General features: G+C 54.3%; 16 protein-coding genes and 3 pseudogenes. 6 read left to right on the forward strand and 13 right to left on the reverse strand.

Annotated elements, in window-relative coordinates; translation table 11 throughout:
* Positions 1 to 62: 62 nt before the first annotated feature.
* Positions 63 to 971: a prephenate/arogenate dehydrogenase family protein gene (locus tag HF685_RS10810; protein ID WP_168819929.1), complete on the reverse strand. Its 909-nt coding sequence runs from the start codon at positions 969 to 971 to the stop codon at positions 63 to 65.
* Positions 971 to 2,083 (reverse strand): histidinol-phosphate transaminase, encoded by a 1,113-nt coding sequence (hisC, locus tag HF685_RS10815; protein ID WP_168819931.1) that lies wholly within the window; start codon positions 2,081 to 2,083, stop codon positions 971 to 973. The genes HF685_RS10810 and hisC overlap by 1 nt, the downstream gene beginning before the upstream one ends.
* A 115-nt stretch (positions 2,084 to 2,198) precedes the next feature.
* Here hisC and metX point away from each other — a divergent pair.
* The 5 genes and pseudogenes from metX (at position 2,199) to HF685_RS10840 (ending at position 5,300) form a co-directional block, all read left to right on the forward strand.
* Positions 2,199 to 3,319 (forward strand): annotated as a pseudogene (metX, locus tag HF685_RS10820) (homoserine O-acetyltransferase MetX).
* Positions 3,319 to 3,909, forward strand: a complete 591-nt coding sequence (gene metW / locus HF685_RS10825; RefSeq protein ID WP_168819933.1) for a methionine biosynthesis protein MetW — start codon at positions 3,319 to 3,321, stop codon at positions 3,907 to 3,909. Before metX ends, metW begins: the two are co-directional and overlap by 1 nt.
* A gap of 53 nt (positions 3,910 to 3,962) precedes the next feature.
* On the forward strand, positions 3,963 to 4,217 hold the full coding sequence (locus HF685_RS10830) for a type II toxin-antitoxin system Phd/YefM family antitoxin (protein WP_168819935.1): 255 nt from the start codon (positions 3,963 to 3,965) through the stop codon (positions 4,215 to 4,217).
* Positions 4,214 to 4,480, forward strand: a complete 267-nt coding sequence (locus HF685_RS10835) for a Txe/YoeB family addiction module toxin (protein ID WP_168819937.1) — start codon at positions 4,214 to 4,216, stop codon at positions 4,478 to 4,480. The genes HF685_RS10830 and HF685_RS10835 overlap by 4 nt, the downstream gene beginning before the upstream one ends.
* Positions 4,481 to 4,562: 82 nt before the next feature.
* Complete coding sequence (locus HF685_RS10840; protein ID WP_168819939.1) at positions 4,563 to 5,300, forward strand: hypothetical protein; 738 nt, start codon at positions 4,563 to 4,565, stop codon at positions 5,298 to 5,300.
* A gap of 3 nt (positions 5,301 to 5,303) precedes the next feature.
* Here HF685_RS10840 and HF685_RS10845 read toward each other — a convergent pair.
* The 11 genes and pseudogenes from HF685_RS10845 to HF685_RS10895 form a co-directional block, all read right to left on the reverse strand.
* Positions 5,304 to 6,865, reverse strand: a pseudogene (locus tag HF685_RS10845) (peptide chain release factor 3).
* 63 nt (positions 6,866 to 6,928) lie between these two features.
* Positions 6,929 to 7,827 (reverse strand): annotated as a pseudogene (locus tag HF685_RS10850) (aldose 1-epimerase family protein).
* 105 nt (positions 7,828 to 7,932) lie between these two features.
* A complete protein-coding gene (pheT, locus tag HF685_RS10855; protein WP_168819941.1) occupies positions 7,933 to 10,323 on the reverse strand; it encodes a phenylalanine--tRNA ligase subunit beta in 2,391 nt (796 codons plus the stop codon).
* Complete coding sequence (gene pheS / locus HF685_RS10860) at positions 10,320 to 11,435, reverse strand: phenylalanine--tRNA ligase subunit alpha (RefSeq protein WP_168819943.1); 1,116 nt, start codon at positions 11,433 to 11,435, stop codon at positions 10,320 to 10,322. Before pheS ends, pheT begins: the two co-directional genes overlap by 4 nt.
* 110 nt (positions 11,436 to 11,545) lie before the next feature.
* On the reverse strand, positions 11,546 to 11,908 hold the full coding sequence (gene rplT, locus HF685_RS10865; protein WP_168819945.1) for a 50S ribosomal protein L20: 363 nt from the start codon (positions 11,906 to 11,908) through the stop codon (positions 11,546 to 11,548).
* A 133-nt stretch (positions 11,909 to 12,041) separates the two neighbouring features.
* Positions 12,042 to 12,242: a 50S ribosomal protein L35 gene (gene rpmI / locus HF685_RS10870; RefSeq protein ID WP_168819947.1), complete on the reverse strand. Its 201-nt coding sequence runs from the start codon at positions 12,240 to 12,242 to the stop codon at positions 12,042 to 12,044.
* Positions 12,243 to 12,391: 149 nt separating this feature from the next.
* Complete coding sequence (locus tag HF685_RS10875) at positions 12,392 to 13,282, reverse strand: helix-turn-helix domain-containing protein (RefSeq protein ID WP_168819949.1); 891 nt, start codon at positions 13,280 to 13,282, stop codon at positions 12,392 to 12,394.
* The gene (gene hisN / locus HF685_RS10880) at positions 13,270 to 14,049 is read right to left on the reverse strand and encodes a histidinol-phosphatase (RefSeq protein ID WP_168819950.1); all 780 of its coding nucleotides are present in this window, start codon (positions 14,047 to 14,049) and stop codon (positions 13,270 to 13,272) included. The genes HF685_RS10875 and hisN overlap by 13 nt, the downstream gene beginning before the upstream one ends.
* A gap of 6 nt (positions 14,050 to 14,055) precedes the next feature.
* Complete coding sequence (locus HF685_RS10885; RefSeq protein WP_168819951.1) at positions 14,056 to 14,457, reverse strand: hypothetical protein; 402 nt, start codon at positions 14,455 to 14,457, stop codon at positions 14,056 to 14,058.
* A 29-nt stretch (positions 14,458 to 14,486) separates the two neighbouring features.
* Positions 14,487 to 15,422 (reverse strand): ribose-phosphate pyrophosphokinase, encoded by a 936-nt coding sequence (locus tag HF685_RS10890; protein WP_168819952.1) that lies wholly within the window; start codon positions 15,420 to 15,422, stop codon positions 14,487 to 14,489.
* 104 nt (positions 15,423 to 15,526) lie between these two features.
* The gene (locus HF685_RS10895; RefSeq protein WP_211051133.1) at positions 15,527 to 16,462 is read right to left on the reverse strand and encodes a LytTR family DNA-binding domain-containing protein; all 936 of its coding nucleotides are present in this window, start codon (positions 16,460 to 16,462) and stop codon (positions 15,527 to 15,529) included.
* Between the two features lie 36 nt (positions 16,463 to 16,498).
* Here HF685_RS10895 and HF685_RS10900 point away from each other — a divergent pair, with 36 nt between their 5' ends.
* On the forward strand, positions 16,499 to 17,038 hold the full coding sequence (locus HF685_RS10900) for a DUF2306 domain-containing protein (protein ID WP_168819954.1): 540 nt from the start codon (positions 16,499 to 16,501) through the stop codon (positions 17,036 to 17,038).
* Positions 17,039 to 17,043 lie beyond the last annotated feature (5 nt).

Genomic DNA, 17,043 nt, shown 5'->3' on the forward strand with positions numbered 1-17,043 from the left:
AGTTCACAAACTTCACAGCATATTGGCGCAGAACAGCGCAACTGCCTTTCGATGTGGAAAAGCTATTCGTGACTCCGCCCAAAATCCGGCGCGGCGTCGTCCTGGCCTTCTTCGATAATCCGGCGCCGGATCGCCCGCGTCTTGGTGAAGAGATCAAATAACTCATCGCCCTTATCCCAGCGGATCGCTCGTTGCAGCGCAGTCAAATCTTCGGAAAATCGCTGAAGCATCTCCAGTACCGCATCCTTGTTGGACATAAACACATCTCGCCACATGGTCGGGTCGGAAGCCGCGATTCGGGTAAAATCGCGAAAACCGCCGGCGGAGTACTTGATCACTTCGCTGCGCGTCACGTCTTCCAGATCGGAAGCCGTGCCGACGATGGTATAAGCGATAAGATGCGGGAGGTGGCTGGTGACTGCCAAAACCAGATCATGGTGCTTGGCATCCATAATCTCGATATTCGCGCCCATTTTTTCCCAGAAGGCTTTAACCTGCTCGACATCACCTTCCAGCGCATCATCGGGCGGAGTGAGGATACACCAGCGGTCATGAAACAGGGTCGCGAAGCCGGCATCTGGCCCGCTATGTTCAGTGCCTGCCACTGGATGCGCGGGAATGATGCGGGCCGAGGGCAGTGTTTTTGACAACACTTCCATCACGCTACCCTTGGACGAGCCGACGTCGCTAACAATGGCATCTGCGGGCAGATCGTCGGCAATTTCAGCTGCTATGGCCGCCATGGCACCAACCGGAACGCACAGCATGACAAGATCTGCATCTGTTACCGCGGCGCCCGCGCTATCGCTGACATCATCACAGAAACCAAGCTCAATCACCCGCGCCCGAACGGTGGGGTCGGCATCAAAGCCGGTAATCCGCGCTCCGGCCATGGATGCGCGGACGCTATGCGCAATCGACGACCCGATCAGCCCGAGACCGATGATCGCAATATTGGAAAACGGCAGCATCAGCCCGCTTCTTCCAGAATTTCACGTAGAGCCTTGGCAACGCCGCGGGTTTCATCCTCTGTGCCAATGGTGATGCGCAGGCCGTTGACCAGCCCTTGGCCGGGCAGCCAGCGCACAGCATAGCCCTTGTCCATCAGCGCGGCATTGGCATGTTCGGCAGTCACCTTGCCGTCAAACAGCACCAGCAGGAAATTGGTGTGGCTGGGAATGACACGCAGGCCGTGATTGCCCAGTGCGGTCATTTCGTCGCTCAGCCACTGCCGCCATTTTTGGTTATGTTCGCGGCTGGAGGCGACAAAATCGTCAGCGGCGAGCGCCGCCAGAGCTGCCTCTTGCCCTGCTGTGGTCACGTTAAACGGCAAACGGATGCGGTTCATCGCGCCGATAATATCAGCATGGCCATAGCCCCAGCCGATTCGTTCTGCGGCAAGGCCGTGAATCTTGGAAAATGTCCGTGTCACCAGAACATTATTCGCCGATTTTGCAAATTCGAGCGCACCATCATCTTCATCTGCCTCGAGATATTCGGCATAGGCACCATCAAGCACCAGCAGAATATAGCCCGGCAGAGCGTCATGCAGTCGCGCGATCTCTTCGCGGGGCGTCAAAGTACCGGTGGGATTATTGGGATTTGCGATAAAAATCACCCGCGTCTTGTCGTTGACCTTGGCGAGTATTGCATCGACATCAGTGCCGTAGTCATTATCTTCCGAAATCACCGGCGTGCCGCCATAGCGCCGCGCGGCAATATCATAGACCGCGAAGCCATATCGGACATAGATAATCTCGTCTCCGGGGCCGCTAAAGGCATTGGCAGCGAGGTGCAGCACGTCATCTGAGCCTGTGCCGCAGATAATCCGCTCCGGATCAAGATTAAATTTTGCCGCAATGGCTTCGCGCAATTTGGTCGAACCGGGATCAGGATAGCGATCTACCGAACCAGAGGCTGCGTTCAGCGCCGCGCCTGCTGCAGGGCTGCATCCCAACGGGTTTTCATTAGCGGAGAGCTTGATTAGTTTCTGGCCGCCGTCACCGCTCGATTTGCCGGGGACATAGGGCGCAATGCCCATGATCCAATCTTTGGGCTGCGGTGCTGTTTTTTCCTGTGCCATGAAACTGCTCAATCATTCTCGTATGAAGTTATGACGCCGGACTATACGCTCGTCCCTTACAGTCAACCGCAATATTGTTTGACCGTCGGCCCATCCGCCCTTAGCCCCTGTTTTTATGAGTGAAGATACGCGTTTTGGTCTGGATAATTCCGTCCGTCTGTTGGGCCCGCTGCCGCTGGATAGTGGCGGCGCTTTGACGCCCGTCGAAATCGCTTATGAGACTTATGGCACGCTGAACGCAGACGCGAGCAACGCGATCCTGATCTGTCACGCGCTGACGATGGATCAATATGTCGCTTCCAAACATCCGATAACCGGAAAAGGTGGCTGGTGGACGGACATGGTTGGTCCTGGCAAGCCAGTGGATCTGGATCGTTATTTTGTCATTTGCGCTAATGTGATTGGTAGCTGTCTGGGCAGCTCTGGTCCTGCGACCGTCAATCCGGCGACCGAGCAACCTTGGGGCATGGATTTTCCGGTGCTGACCATCGCCGATATGGTGCGGGCGCAGGCATTACTGTTGGATTATATGGGGATAGAACGACTGCATGCCGTCATCGGCGGATCAATGGGGGCATGCAGGCGGTGAGCTGGGCAGCGCTTTATCCGGATCGTGTCAAGTCAGCAGTAATCATCGCCTCTGCCGCTCGCCACAGCGCCCAGAATATAGCCTTTCACGAAGTCGGCCGCCAAGCAATCATGGCCGACCCGCGTTGGCGCGGCGGGGCTTATTATGCCGACGATGATCCGCCTGCGTCTGGGTTGGCAGTGGCGCGGATGGCGGCGCATATCACCTATTTATCCGAAGAAGGCTTGACCGAAAAATTCGGGCGGCGTCTGCAAGACCGTGACGCCAAGACATTTGGGTTTGATGCTGATTTCCAAGTGGAAAGCTATTTGCGGCATCAGGGGATTAGCTTCGTCGACCGATTTGATGCGAACAGCTATCTCTATATCACTCGCGCGATGGATTATTTTGATCTGGCCGAAGCTCATGGCGGCGTGCTCGCCAATGCGTTTAAAGGATCGAAAACGCGCTTCTGCCTGATTAGCTTTGATACTGACTGGCTCTACCCAACCGCTGAATCGCGCACGATTGTCCACGCCCTGAACGCAGCGGGCGCGGCGGCTAGTTTTGTCGAGCTATCCAGTCCGTTCGGCCATGATAGTTTCTTGCTGAAAAATCCGGAAATGAACCGGATCGTCGATGGCTTCCTGAAGGCGGGTGAAGTGTGATGAGCAAACTCCGCCCTGACCTGCAAATCATTGCCGACAATATTGTACCGTATAGCCGCGTCCTCGACATCGGCTGCGGGGACGGCGCGCTGATGGCCGCGCTACGGGATGATAAGGATGTTGATGCGCGGGGATTGGAGATTGATCCGGCCAATGTGTCCAGTGCCGTAGCAAAAGGACTTAGCGTGGTGCAGGGCGATGCTGATATCGACCTCAGCGCCTATCCCGACGGCAGCTTTGATTATGCGGTGCTCAGCCAGACCTTGCAAACCACCCACCGCCCCGATGTAATGCTCGAAGAGCTATTACGCATCGGCAAGCAGGCCTTTGTCAGCTTCCCCAATTTCGCTCACTGGCGCGTGCGGATGTCGTTGCTCTTTGGCGGCCGGATGCCGGTTACGCGGCTATTGCCGCAAACCTGGTATGACACCCCCAATATCCACCACGTCACCATAGACGATTTCCGCGCGCTGGTTCGCGACGGGAAGTTGCAGCAAGAAGGGCAGTGGTTTTTAAGCGGGGATAAGCAGACGAGTAAAGCAGCGGCGAACTTACTGGCCGAACATGCAGTGTTTTTGTTGCGGGGGTAATCCGCGCAAAGATATAATTGACATTGTACAAAAGCTGGTACAATACTTCTTCTATGCTACTGGAAAACTTCTCGAAAGCCCGTGCAAATTTAAAAGCACTGATGGACCGTGTGGTAGAAGACAAGATACCGCTAAAGATTCAGCGCCAAAACGGCGAGGCAGTTATTATGATCTCCGAAAGCGAATGGGCCGGGATGGAGGAAACGATTTATCTGCTGTCTTCGCCAGCCAATGCAAAAGCATTGATGGAATCAATCCGTCAACTGGACGCCGGAGAGGGTTTCGAGCCTGAAGAATTCAAAAAGTGAAGTTATTGTTCTCAGGCGAAAGTTGGCCGGAATATAAACAGCTGCGTAAAAGTGACCCCAAACTTAGTGACCGTCTGGATGCTTTAATTGAGGAATGTCGATGTCACCCTTTTAAGGGTACTGGAAAACCGGAGCCGTTGCGCGGCCAGTTAAAAGGCTGGTGGTCGCGCCGCATTAATCGTGAACACCGGCTGGTCTATCGCGTGCGCGGTGAGGGCGATGCGCAGGTACTGGAAGTGGCGCAGTGCCGGTATCATTATTGAGGTTTGATAAGCAGAATTATTACGCGGAAGCGAATTTACAGCTCGAACACTCGGTTCTTTTGTTGAGGGATTGGTTTGTTTTATGACTTGGCTTTCATTAGGTACAGAAGCTATTCTAGAAAAACACGTAGAAAAATCTCTAATTCAATCAATCACTGATAGCTGCATAGAGCTTAAATCTCGACGTACTGAGTCAGCGCCATATCCAAACCCAACAAAATTAAGCAATTTCAATCGTGCAAATTCAAACTGCATTGTAATGCAACAGTCATTACTACATCGTATGGAAAAACTGACACTTTCTTTGGGAGATATGTTACTTCACTCAAATGTTTACGGACTGGCACTGCTCATTAGAGCCCATTATGAATCTGCTGCCTTACTAGGTTACTTTTGTTACCGGCTTAACTCTCTGAAGTGTGGATACATCTCGTTTGATGATTTCCAGCATGATCTGGCGCGAGTAATGATAAGTTCGAAGCATGACCATTTTAAAGAGGCGCCACTGCCTCAGAACATCCTGAAATGCATAGATCGTACTGATAAATATTTATCAGGTGAACTTGGTTTTAAAACATCAAATATTGTAGCAGACAATCACGGTTGGCTTTCAGAGTTTTGTCATCCGAACTTTCTCTCCATGTCATCTTCGCTGTTAGTCGATAAAGAAAATGAGCAAATAGTTTTTCGTCACGGAGCAAAAATGCTTGAGCGAGAAGCACAGCTCTTAGGCTACTCTGATATTAGCTTAAAGTTATTCGTATTGCTTTTTGATGCATTTGACGAAATGCGTTTAGATAGGTTCGCACAAAAGTTATAGTTATCACCGCTCCCGAGTAGCACTAAACTTAATCTCGGGATTGCGTTCTTCCTGATAGCCGACATCCCATGCGCTTTTTGCCAGAAATACCAGATTATCATCGCGGTCTTTCGCCAGAGATGTCTGGTTGATATTCGCAAAAGCTTGCAATGTCGCATCTTCGCCGCTGATCCAGCGGGCGGTTTCGAAGGGGCCATTTCGAGATAGGCATCGACCTTATATTCCGCCTCCAGCCGTGATACGAGAACTTCCAACTGCAATTGCCCGACCACGCCAATGATCCAGTTTGCGCCCAGTTCAGGATAAAAGACCTGCACCACGCCTTCTTCGGATAGATCATCCAGCGCCTTGCGCAATTGCTTGGTCTTGGTCGGATCGCGCAGAATTACGCGGCGTAATATTTCCGGCGCGAAATTCGGCAGACCGGTGATCCGCACCTGATTTTTCTCGGACAAAGTATCGCCCACCCGCAACGTACCGTGATTGGGTATGCCGATAATATCACCCGGTTCGGCCGTATCAGCAATCTCCCGGTCCTGTGCAAAAAACAGGATCGGCGAATGGATCGCAATGGGTTTGCCAAGGCCCGAAGGCGTCAGTTTCATGCCGCGTTTGAACTCGCCCGAACACAGCCGCATAAAGGCAATCCGGTCGCGGTGCTGCGGGTCCATATTCGCCTGAATCTTGAAAATGAAACCGGTGACATCTTCGCTCGCTGGATCAATCGGCGCGGGTTCCGCCGGTTGCGGCCGCGGCGACGGCGCATAGTCGGCAATCGCCTCGATCAGTTCCTCCACGCCAAATTGTTTCAGTGCAGAGCCAAAATAGACCGGAGTGAGGTCGCCGTTCTGATAAGCCTCCAGATCAAAGCTGCTATATCCGCCTTGTGCCAACTCGCCTTCGCTGGTCAGCCGTTCGAGCGCGCCTTCGCTCAGGACATCGGCTAGCTTGGGATCATCCAGTCCTGTAAACTGCTGCGACACACCGTCATATTGTTTGCTGTCACCCGTCGGTTGATGCAGCTGGTTGCGGACCAGATCATAGACGCCCTCAAACTGACCACCCATCCCGGTTGGCCAGCTCATCGGACACACATCCAGTGCCAGTTTATCGGCAACCTCGTCAAGCAGTTCAAATGGATCGCGCCCTTCGCGGTCGACCTTGTTGACGAAGGTGATGATCGGTACCGACCGCATTCGGCAGACTTCGAACAGTTTCAGCGTCTGCGCCTCAATCCCGCTGGCGGCATCGATCACCATGATCGCGCTGTCGACGGCGGTCAGCGTGCGGTAGGTATCTTCGGAAAAATCTTCATGGCCCGGTGTATCGAGCAGGTTGAAGACAATCCCATTGCGTTCAAATGTCATCACCGAGCTGGTAACCGAAATCCCGCGCTGCTGCTCGATCTTCATCCAGTCCGACCGCGCCCGCCGGTTGTCGCCGCGCGCCTTGACCTCGCCGGCCAGGTGAATAGCGCCGCCTTTTAAAAGCAGCTTCTCGGTCAGCGTCGTCTTACCCGCGTCGGGGTGCGAGATGATTGCAAATGTGCGGCGTGGGTTGGTCATGATGAGCTTTCAAATGGAATAGGGACGCAGATAGACAGATAGCGAAGCAAATCAACTGTCTGGTCAGCTTTCCTTGAGGCGTATGTGCATTCGAAAGGATCGCTCTGCGCCGCTGTCGAGCATCATGATGCCCGGTTTTTCCGTAAAATCGCCATCAAAACCAACCGGATCCGCCATGCCAGCCCAAGGCTCAACGCAGAGATAGCGAGCGCCCGGCTTCTGCCAGATGCCCAGCATCGGCGTGTCCGGAAATTCCATTTCGAGCATCGGATCGCCGGGGACGCCCCAGAGGAGGGAGCGGCTTTGCAAGTCATCCCAGATGATCGCGTCTTCTTCGAAATGGACGAAGCGCGGTTTGAAGATATTGTCGGTGACGGGGATGGGTGGCGGGTCGGTTCGATCAAGCCGGGCTCGCCACCAATCCGGCGGATAGGCGCAGGCTCCGGTTTGGCGAAGATGATCTGATGATCCTCGATATTGCGGCCATAAGGCATCGGCCAGGCGAAAGCGGGATGAAAACCAAAGCTGAAGGGCATCGGTTTCTCGTCGTCATTGGCCACTGTGGCGGTCATCTGCAATTGGTCACCGGCGATTTCAAACGCCATGGTGAGCGCAAATTCAAACGGATATTGTCTGCGGGTCTCTTCGCTGGCTGACAGATTGAAAGTGACGCGATTGCTGTCTTGCTCAATGATGTCAAATTGCTGTCGCCGAGCAAAACCGTGCTTCTCCATGTCGCAAGTTTTCTCACCCAGACGATATTGATCGCGGCGCAACTGGCCGACAACAGGAAACAGCAATGGCGCGCGGCCCGTCCAATAGGCGGGGTCGGCATCGGTCATCAGCTCACGGCCAGCGCTGTCACAAAGCGAGGAGAGCTCTGCACCCAAAGGGTTGATCCGGGCCGATAGCGTCTCCGACCCGATATTGATCCATGATTTGTAAGGCGTTGGATGAGCCATTTTTCAGTTTCTCTAGCTTGTCATTCCCGCGAAGGCGGGAACCCAGTTTCTTGCTGGTTTGTCTGTGAATTCTGATTCCCCGCCTGCGCGGGGATGACAAATGGACTATCCCCTCAATTCCGCGCCCAATTTCTCAGCATTGGAGACAACCTTATCCGTAACCGCTTTCAAATCCTCATCTGTTAGCGTTGCTTCCTGCGGTTGAAGCGTCACCTCCACGGCCAGCGACTTCTTACCTTCGCCAAGACTATCCCCTTCGAACAGATCGAAAATCCGCGCATCGGTGATCAGCTTCTTGTCTGCGCCTTTGACGGCACGCACCAGATCACCGGCGGGCAGATCGCTATCCACGATAAAGGCAAAATCGCGGGTGACGCTTTGCAATGCAGGCGGCGCAAAGGCCTCCCGCATATGGCCGGACTTCTTTTTCAGCGGAATCGCGTCGAGAAAAATCTCTGCCCCCATTGCGCTGCCTTTCAGGCCCAGCGCTTTGGTGGCGTTGGGATGAAGCGCGCCATAAGCGGCGAGGATTTTCTTCGGGCCTAGCCGCAAGGTGCCGGATTGTCCGGGATGATAGTGCGGACCTGCTGCGCCAAAATCCATCAGCTTGTCGACGGGTGCACCAGCCGCTTCGAGGATCGCCAAAACTTCGGCCTTGGCATCAAAGGCATCATATTTGGTTGCCCCGCCGCTTTGCCAGTTGCGCGCAGTTTTTTCGCCGGCCAGCATTAATCCGATGGTCGGATGTTCGGTTGCTTCCAGATAGCGCCGGCCCACTTCGAACAGGCGGATCGAGGATGCGCCGCGCGCACGGTTGCGCTGGGCCGCAGCGATCAGGCCGGGCAGCATGGATGGGCGCATATATTTCAGATCTTCGCTGATCGGGCTGGTCAGCGACCAGTGGCTACCGCCAAAGGGAGCAGCTTCCTTTTCGGAAATGAAGCTCCAGTTGACGACTTCGTTCAGGCCGCGCGCCGCCGCTGCCCGGCGGGCGTTTCGTTCCGCCAATTGCTCGGCGGAGGCCGTCGGTTTCGCTACGCCGGGTTTGCGGGGAAGCGGCGTCGAAGGCACATTGTCGAGACCTTCGATGCGAATGACTTCCTCGACAATATCCTGCCACCCCTGCACATCGCGCCGCCAGGTGGGGACGGTGATGGTCCAGTCATCTGCGACCACAAACCCGAGCGCTTCCAGTATCGTCTTCTGACGGTCAGGAGAAACATCGATACCTCCGAGCGCCAAACATTTCGCGGGATCATAGTCGATCGTCCGTTTTTCAATTGGCGGTGTGCCGGCACGGGTCACTTCGCTAGGCGTTCCACCGCAATGTTCGGAGATCAGCCAGGTGGCGACCGCCAGGCCTTCATCCAGAAACGCGGGATCGAGGCCGCGCTCGAAACGCTGGCGGGCATCGCTGGTCAGCATCAGCTTCTGGCCGGTTTTGGCGATATTTTCGGGGGTGAAATAAGCGCATTCGATCAGGACTTCAGTCGTTCCCATTTCTGCGCCAGTCGCCGCGCCGCCCATTATGCCGCCAATATCATGCGCGCCATTGTCATCGGCGATTACCGTCATGGTCTCATCGAGTGTGTACTCATTGTCGTTCAATGCGAAGACGGTCTCACCCAGCGTGGCTTTGCGCGCAACTAGGCCGCCTTTGAGTTTCGCGACATCATAAACATGCAGAGGACGCCCCAGATCGAGCATCACGAAATTGGTGATATCAACCAGCAGGCTGATCGGTTTCTGCCCGGCAGACTTCAGATGGTTTTGCATCCAAGCGGGTGAATATCCATTGGTCACGCCGCTAACGGTGCGTGCGTAAAAAGCCGGGCAACCGTCCAGGTCGTCGGTGCGGACATCGGGGCCTGCGCCTTGACCGGCAATGTCGAAATTTGCATCGCGATAGGCTGCTGAAAGCGATTTCAGTGTGCCGATACCGGTCGCCGCCAAATCACGTGCAATACCCCGAACGCCCATGCAATCCTGACGGTTTGGTGTAACGGCTACGTCGAAAACCGGGTCGTCGAGCTGCGCAAAATCGGCATAGCTGTGGCCAACCGCTGCCTCTGCCGAAGCATCGAGCTCGATGATACCATCGTGATCGTCGCCAAGTTCCAGTTCGCGTGCGGAGCACATCATGCCGAAACTTTCGACATCACGAATCTTGGCGGGTTTCAAAGTGAAATCACTACCCGGGATATAGGTGCCGGGTGGGCCGAATACGCCAATCATGCCGGCCTTCGCATTGGGCGCGCCGCAGACAACTTGCCACGGCTTATCGCTGCCATCATCGACTTTCAGTAGTTGCAGCTTGTCGGCATTGGGATGTGGTCCTGCTTCGAGCACTTTTGCCACGCGAAAGGGGCGAAGAGCATCGGCCGGATTTTCCATGTCTTCAACTTCCAAGCCAATGCTGGTGAGTTTCTCTGCGATTTCGGTGACGCTGGCATTGGTTTCCAGATGCGCTTTCAGCCATGAGAGGGAAAATTTCATGCGCCAACTCCTCCGCTCAATGTCGGTACGTCCAGCGCATCAAAGCCATAATGATCAGCCCAGCGCAGATCGCCATCAAAAAACGCACGCAGGTCGTCCATGCCGTATTTAAGCATGGCCAACCGGTCGATTCCGCAACCGAAGGCAAATCCCTGCCAGACTTCGGGGTCTAAACCGCAATTGCTGATGACATTGGGGTGCACCATGCCGGAGCCCAGAATTTCCATCCAGCCGCCATTTTCGCCGCGCGGGTCTCCGCCTATGATGCGGCGGTCATTCTCGACCGTGAAACCCAGATCGACTTCGGCAGAGGGTTCGGTAAACGGAAAATAGCTGGGGCGCAGGCGCAGGGTAATATCGTCGCGCTCAAAGAAGCCACGCACGAACGTTTCAAGCGTCCATTTCAGGTGACCCATATGAATGCCTTTATCGATCACCAGCCCTTCGACCTGGTGGAACATCGGCGTGTGGGTTGCATCGCTGTCGGAGCGATAGGTGCGGCCCGGTGCGATAATGTGGATTGGCTCGCCAGCACCGTCAGTCCGCTTTGCGACATCCATCATCGTGCGGATTTGCACCGGCGATGTGTGGGTGCGGAGCAACTTTGGCATGCCCTCATCATCCGTCTGCGGAAAATAAAATGTATCATGCATCGCCCGCGCAGGGTGGGTTTCGGGAATGTTGAGCGCAGTGAAATTATGCCAGTCGTCTTCAATTTCCGGGCCAGTAGCGACGGAGAAACCCAAGTCCGCAAATATCTCTGCCAGTTCGTCCATAACTTGTGAGACCGGGTGGATGCTTCCCTTTGGGGCGCTTGGCGGCGGTAGGGTAAGATCAAGTTTCTCGGTGGCGAGTTTGGCGTTTAAAACATCCGCCTCCATCGTTTCTTTGCGGGATGCAATAGCATCAGCGACGGCCTGGCGCGCGCCGTTGATCTTGGGGCCTTCGCTCTGCCGTTCTTCGGGCGTCATCTTACCGAGCGTTTTGAGCAGAAGTGATATCTCACCCTTTTTGCCAAGCGCCGCAACCCGAATAGCTTCCAATGCGTCGCCATCGGGCGCAGCAGCAACCTGCTCCAGATATTTGTCCTTGATCGTTTCGATGTCGCTCATCGTTTTGTCCCGTTTCTTATCGCTAGTCCGTCTAGCAACCTGACCGCAAAACCCAATAAAAAAGCGCCGCGAGATTGCTCTCCGGCGCTTCTTTGAAATTATGTAAACACTTAAGCCTTAGCCAAAGCATCCTGCGCCTGTTTGATGACGCCGCTAAACACTGCCGGTTCATTCATTGCCAGATCGGCCATCACTTTACGGTCGAGTTCAATCCCGGCCAATTTGGTGCCGTGGATGAATGTGCCGTAGGTCATGCCTTCTGCACGAACCGCAGCGTTAATCCGCTGGATCCAGATAGCGCGGAAAGCCCGCTTCTTAACTTTGCGATCACGATACGCATATTGACCGGCTTTTTCGACAGCCTGCCGCGCGATGCGGATGGTATTTTTGCGGCGGCCATAATAGCCTTTAGCCTGATCCAGTAATCTTTTATGTTTTGTACGAGTGGTCGTACCCCGTTTTACACGTGCCATTTTTCAAATATTCCTGCGTTATTCTGCGACTATCGTCGCTTCTGTGCCGGCCCATCTCCCCCTCCCAACCACCCAGTCAAACTACCCTATGGGTGGTTGGGAGGGGGAGATGGGCTGGAGCCGCTAAATTAAATTAGAGCCCGTAAGGCGCCCATTTTTTCACCGTTTTCGCATCCGCATCACATAATTTCTTGGTGCCGCGCTGCTGACGGATATATTTGCTGTTATGGCTCATCAAACGGTGGCGTTTGCCGGCTACGCCGTGCTTTACCTTGCCGTTCGCGGTGATTTTGAAGCGTTTCTTCACACCACTTTTGGTCTTCAACTTGGGCATTTTGGTCTCCTTTAGAAGTTACCGTTACGGACACTTATGGCAGCCCACACTGGCCAGAGCGTCACATCGGAAGGGTGCACATAGCGGGATTCGGAGGGAATGCAAGGGAGAATGCAAGAACAGTCACACTGACTGATGTGGAGATGGTGTTAATCCTTCGCCGGATCATGCAGCACCTGCATTCCGGCTCCCGCTGCTGCCATGCGGCTGTGCACGGCGGCGTTCATAAACGGGTGAGGTTGCGCTTTATATTCTGTCGCGCTCATGCCCATGAAGCGTTTGAAGTCGCGGCCGAAATGGGCCTGATCATAATATTGCGGATCGAGCGATGATATCCAGTTTTGGGACGGGTTGAGCATATTTTCCGCGAGGCTTCGCAGAAACCGCTGGCGCTGCAGCAGCAATTTCGGTGCGAAACCAAATGCCCGCCTGCTCAGCCGGTCCAGCGTGCGGCCCGTAATATTCAGCCGGTCTGCCATCGCCTGGACGGTGACAAGATCAGGATCTACCAGAATTTCATGCGCGCGCCTGACCAGAATATCGTCCTCGGGCGCGCTTTCAAGCAATCCGGCGAGATGGCGGTTTAACGCGGCTGCTTCATTCTTTGGATCTGGTTGTTTGCTGCCGAAAAGCTTCTTGCGGAGCGGAGCGAAGTCGCCAAAGGCTGGATCAGCGTCACCGTCGCAGGTCCGATCAACATAGTCTTCGGCAGATTTTCCTATGAATTTGGCCCAGCCCAAGGGCAGCAAGCCGATGCCCCACATCCGGATCGTAGATGCCGAAAAATATGTCGCCTTACTGGTCGGCCCGAGGACACCGAAGGCCGGTGCGACGGCAGGTTCCTGATCGCCAACCGCCGCTATCATCGTGGCAGGATTGAAGAAGCGAAGGTTCGCCCATTCGGGATGCAAATAGTCCGAGACGCGTTCGCTATCGGCAATATTGACTTCGGTGAGATATAGCGTGGAAATATAAGGTTTGAGCGCCTCATCGGGAAGAAAGAAACGGACCGTCACCGGCGCGCTGTTCAATGATGACACGCAATCGCCTCCAGCACATCATCAACCCGCGCCGGATCGCCGATAGCCAGCACATGACCATCTGATTCGGCGTGGAGCGGTTCGCCGTTCCAGTCACACATCATTCCGCCTGCGCCATCGACTATTGGAGCGAGCGCAGCGAAATCGTGGAGCATCAGCCCTGCTTCGCAAACCACATCGACGTGGCCGCTGGCGACCAGACCGTAATTATAGCAATCGCCGCCATAGATAATCTTGCGCGGTGCAACCTTGCCGGCCAGCCCCATGAAGTGATCGGCATCATGTTCGTCAAATTGATGCGGCGTAGTGGTGGCGAGAACCGCGTCTTTCAATTCCCGGCAGCGCGACGTTTTGGCGGACTTCCCATTGAATAAAGTCTCCCGGCCAATAACCCCGACCCATCGCTCCTTTGAAATCGGCTGATCGATGATCCCCAGCAGAGGAAAGCCATCCTGCATCAATGCAATCAGCGTTCCAAATATCGGCCGTCCGGCGATAAAGCTGGTCGTGCCATCAATGGGATCCAGCACCCATTGGCGGGATGCGCCTTCGTTGCGTGCACCATATTCTTCCCCAATAATGCCATCATCGGGGCGTTCGCTTTCAATGATTTTGCGCATCGCCGCTTCCGCCGCACGATCTGCTTCGGTAACGGGCGTGGAATCGCCCTTGGTTTCGGACTCGAACTTGGCGCGGAAGAAAGGACGTATCGCCTCACCTGCGGCGTCCGCCAGTTTCTGCGCAAACTCAACGTCTTTCGGGGTCATATCAAACTATTCCGACACTGGAATGGGTCGCCAAGCCCAAATATACAGGATCAGGCCAGTGATGATAAACATCGCGCATCCTGATAAAACCCAGGCATTAGCGTACCAAAATTCTCCCCAGGTAAATTCCCCGGACATAATTTTTTTCCAGCCATTGAAATGCTGCATGCCGGCAACGATCAGACCAAGCACGGCGAGACCCGAGGCTATCCAGCGGTTTAACCAATGCTGGGGATTGGCGAGCAAAAGCAGGCCCAGCATGCCAATCATTGTCCTTTGTACCCGGCAATAGGGACAGACATAAACCCAGCCTGCGAATTCGGTAATCCATGCGAATACCGAAATGATGATTGCGAGAATCGCGATCTGAACCCGATATTTCATGAGTGTTTCGAGACTGGGAATCATGATATTTTCTTCATTTCGTTCGCGATCAGTTAGTCAAACAGGCTTGAAACACTGCTTTCATCTGCAATGCGGCTGATGGCTTCACCAAATAACGGAGCAATTGGCAAGATACGGATCTTGGACGAATCCAGCGCGGCTTGTGATGGACGGATGGTGTCCGTAATGATCAGTTTGCGCAAAGACGACCCGTCGACCCGTTCCACAGCTTTGCCCGAGAGTACGCCGTGGGTGATATAGGCCGCGACATCGGTAGCGCCTGAGGCGATAAGTGCATCTGCTGCATTACAAAGCGTGCCGGCGCTGTCGGCGATATCGTCGATCATAATGCAAAACCTGCCTTTGACATCGCCGATAATATTCATAACTTCGGACACACCTGCTTTTTCGCGGCGTTTGTCAACAATCGCCAGCGGCGCGTTGTTAAGGCGCTTTGCCAGTGCACGGGCGCGCACCACGCCGCCAACATCGGGTGAAACGACAACGATATCTTTGTCGCCATGGCGAGACTTAATATCTTCGCTAATTACCGGAGCACCGTAAAGATTATCGGTCGGAATATCGAAAAAGCCCTGAATCTGTCCGGCGTGCAAATCAACGGTTAGCACGCGATCCGCACCGGCTTCGGTAATCAGGTTAGCGACCAGCTTTGCAGAAATTGGAGTACGCGAGCCAGACTTTCGATCCTGCCGCGCATATCCGAAATACGGGATAACAGCGGTAATTCGTTTGGCTGAAGCGCGGCGCAAAGCGTCGATACTGATCAGCAATTCCATGAGATTGTCATTGGCCGGGTGGCTGGTGGACTGGACCACAAAAACATCCTCGCCGCGCACGTTTTCGTGGATTTCGATGAATATTTCGTCATCGGCAAAACGCTTTACGCTAGCATCGGTCAGGGGAATTTTGAGATAATCGGCAATCGCCTGAGAGAGTGGCAAGTTGCTGTTGCCGGACATAAGTTTCATGTGATGTGCTTCCCCGTTTTTTGCCCGCTGCATTCGTTGCCGGGCATTGTCCCAATTTGATGCCTTGTTAAACGGATGTAGCGAAAATCAAAAGCGCCTTTTGCCTAAATCCAGCCGGTTTGTTTCAGCTTGCCGACATAAGAGCGGGAAACCGGAATTTCGAGGCCGTTGGACAGGATCAGTTTGAGGTTTCGGCCATCCCTCTTTGCAGTCTTGATCGCATCACGCGCAACCCACCAGCCGCGGTGAACTTGCATTCCTTCCAGTTCGCTAATTTCGGCAATCGCGTCGCTCAGCCGGAGCAATATCATTTCCGACTGGTCAGGCGCATGGACCCGAACATAGTGGTCTTCGACGCTAAGCGCGAATATGTTGCAGGGGAACCCGACGGGCAGGCGTTTGTGCAAGGCTACTTCGATCAAGGGAAGGGGTTTTTCATTCCCTGTTTCCGGCGCAAAAACCAGTTCCGGTTTCTCTGGTGCAGGGCCTGCGGTATCGCGGTCCCCAAATACCAGTCGCATCAGCGCGAATATCCCAAATCCGACCATAGCGCATTGCAGGTAAAGGATAACGAAGCGCTGGCCGAAAAAATTCGGATCGAGCGGCATTCCCCAAATTGTGAAACCGACGAAAAAGGTGAGCGGCAGTGCCGCAACAGCACTCGCTATTATTCCCGCAAACCATTCGGAGATATCTATAACTTCTGCCAGCCAGCCGGCACAGACCGAGATCGGCCGAAAAACAATATATCCTACCAAGATAAGAAGTACCCAATAGGCTAGGCGGATGCCGACCGGTATCGCAAAAGTGCCAAAGGGTCCCAGGAAACCAAAAACCAATCCGATCATCGCCATGACCAGCAACTCAATGGCTATCCGCTTGCCTGACCAAATTTGATCGTCCGATTTACGACCCATGTCTGCTCCCCAAACGCCCATTTGCGCTTCGTGAACGGGCCAATGGTCCGTCTTTAGCGCATCTTGCGCATAAGCGCCAACGGCCTGCGTAGGCAAGCTGGCAATAATTCTCTTCGCTGCCAATCTGGACGGCGAACGGTGATTAACAGGAGTTGAAAGATGCCAACACATAATGAATTGCGGAAACAAAGCGGAATGTCGGCACAAAATATTATCCTTGGCGCGGGTGCGACTATTTTGGCGACGCTGGTGTTGGTGGCGATGGTTTCGCTATCAGGAGGGTTCGCTTCCGGGGCCGAGATACCGGCAACAAAACCGCGCATGAGGTTGCCAATCATTATTCATTTGGCAACCGTCATCCCGGCCATTCCGCTTGGCGCCTATATCCTGTGGCGGAAAAAGGGTGACGGGTTTCACAAGATGATGGGCAGAACCTGGGGTTTCCTGATGATTGCAACTGCAGTTTCCAGTTTCTGGATTGGCCGCGCGGGGACGGGTCTGGCAGGGACCGGCTTCAGCTTCATCCATATTTTCTCGGTTATCACGCTGATATCCGTACCGCTTGGCATCTGGCATATCCGCAAAGGTAACGTGAAAGCGCATTATCGGGCGATGCAGGGGCCTTATATCGGCTTGCTGATCGCAGGCCTGTTTGCATTTATTCCGGGACGCGTTCTGGGCAGTCTCGTTTTCGGATAAATGAT

The organism is Parasphingorhabdus halotolerans, assembly GCF_012516475.1.
Classification (GTDB): Bacteria; Pseudomonadota; Alphaproteobacteria; order Sphingomonadales; family Sphingomonadaceae; genus Parasphingorhabdus; species Parasphingorhabdus halotolerans.

Coding starts and splice junctions, on each gene's coding strand:
- HF685_RS10810 (WP_168819929.1), bottom strand. CDS start 971: ATGCTGCCGTTTTCCAATATTGCGATCATCGGTCTCGGGCTGATCGGG.
- hisC (WP_168819931.1), bottom strand. CDS start 2,083: ATGGCACAGGAAAAAACAGCACCGCAGCCCAAAGATTGGATCATGGGC.
- metW (WP_168819933.1), top strand. CDS start 3,319: ATGAGCAAACTCCGCCCTGACCTGCAAATCATTGCCGACAATATTGTA.
- HF685_RS10830 (WP_168819935.1), top strand. CDS start 3,963: ATGCTACTGGAAAACTTCTCGAAAGCCCGTGCAAATTTAAAAGCACTG.
- HF685_RS10840 (WP_168819939.1), top strand. CDS start 4,563: ATGACTTGGCTTTCATTAGGTACAGAAGCTATTCTAGAAAAACACGTA.
- pheT (WP_168819941.1), bottom strand. CDS start 10,323: ATGAAATTTTCCCTCTCATGGCTGAAAGCGCATCTGGAAACCAATGCC.
- pheS (WP_168819943.1), bottom strand. CDS start 11,435: ATGAGCGACATCGAAACGATCAAGGACAAATATCTGGAGCAGGTTGCT.
- rplT (WP_168819945.1), bottom strand. CDS start 11,908: ATGGCACGTGTAAAACGGGGTACGACCACTCGTACAAAACATAAAAGA.
- rpmI (WP_168819947.1), bottom strand. CDS start 12,242: ATGCCCAAGTTGAAGACCAAAAGTGGTGTGAAGAAACGCTTCAAAATC.
- hisN (WP_168819950.1), bottom strand. CDS start 14,049: ATGACCCCGAAAGACGTTGAGTTTGCGCAGAAACTGGCGGACGCCGCA.
- HF685_RS10885 (WP_168819951.1), bottom strand. CDS start 14,457: ATGATTCCCAGTCTCGAAACACTCATGAAATATCGGGTTCAGATCGCG.
- HF685_RS10890 (WP_168819952.1), bottom strand. CDS start 15,422: ATGAAACTTATGTCCGGCAACAGCAACTTGCCACTCTCTCAGGCGATT.
- HF685_RS10900 (WP_168819954.1), top strand. CDS start 16,499: ATGCCAACACATAATGAATTGCGGAAACAAAGCGGAATGTCGGCACAA.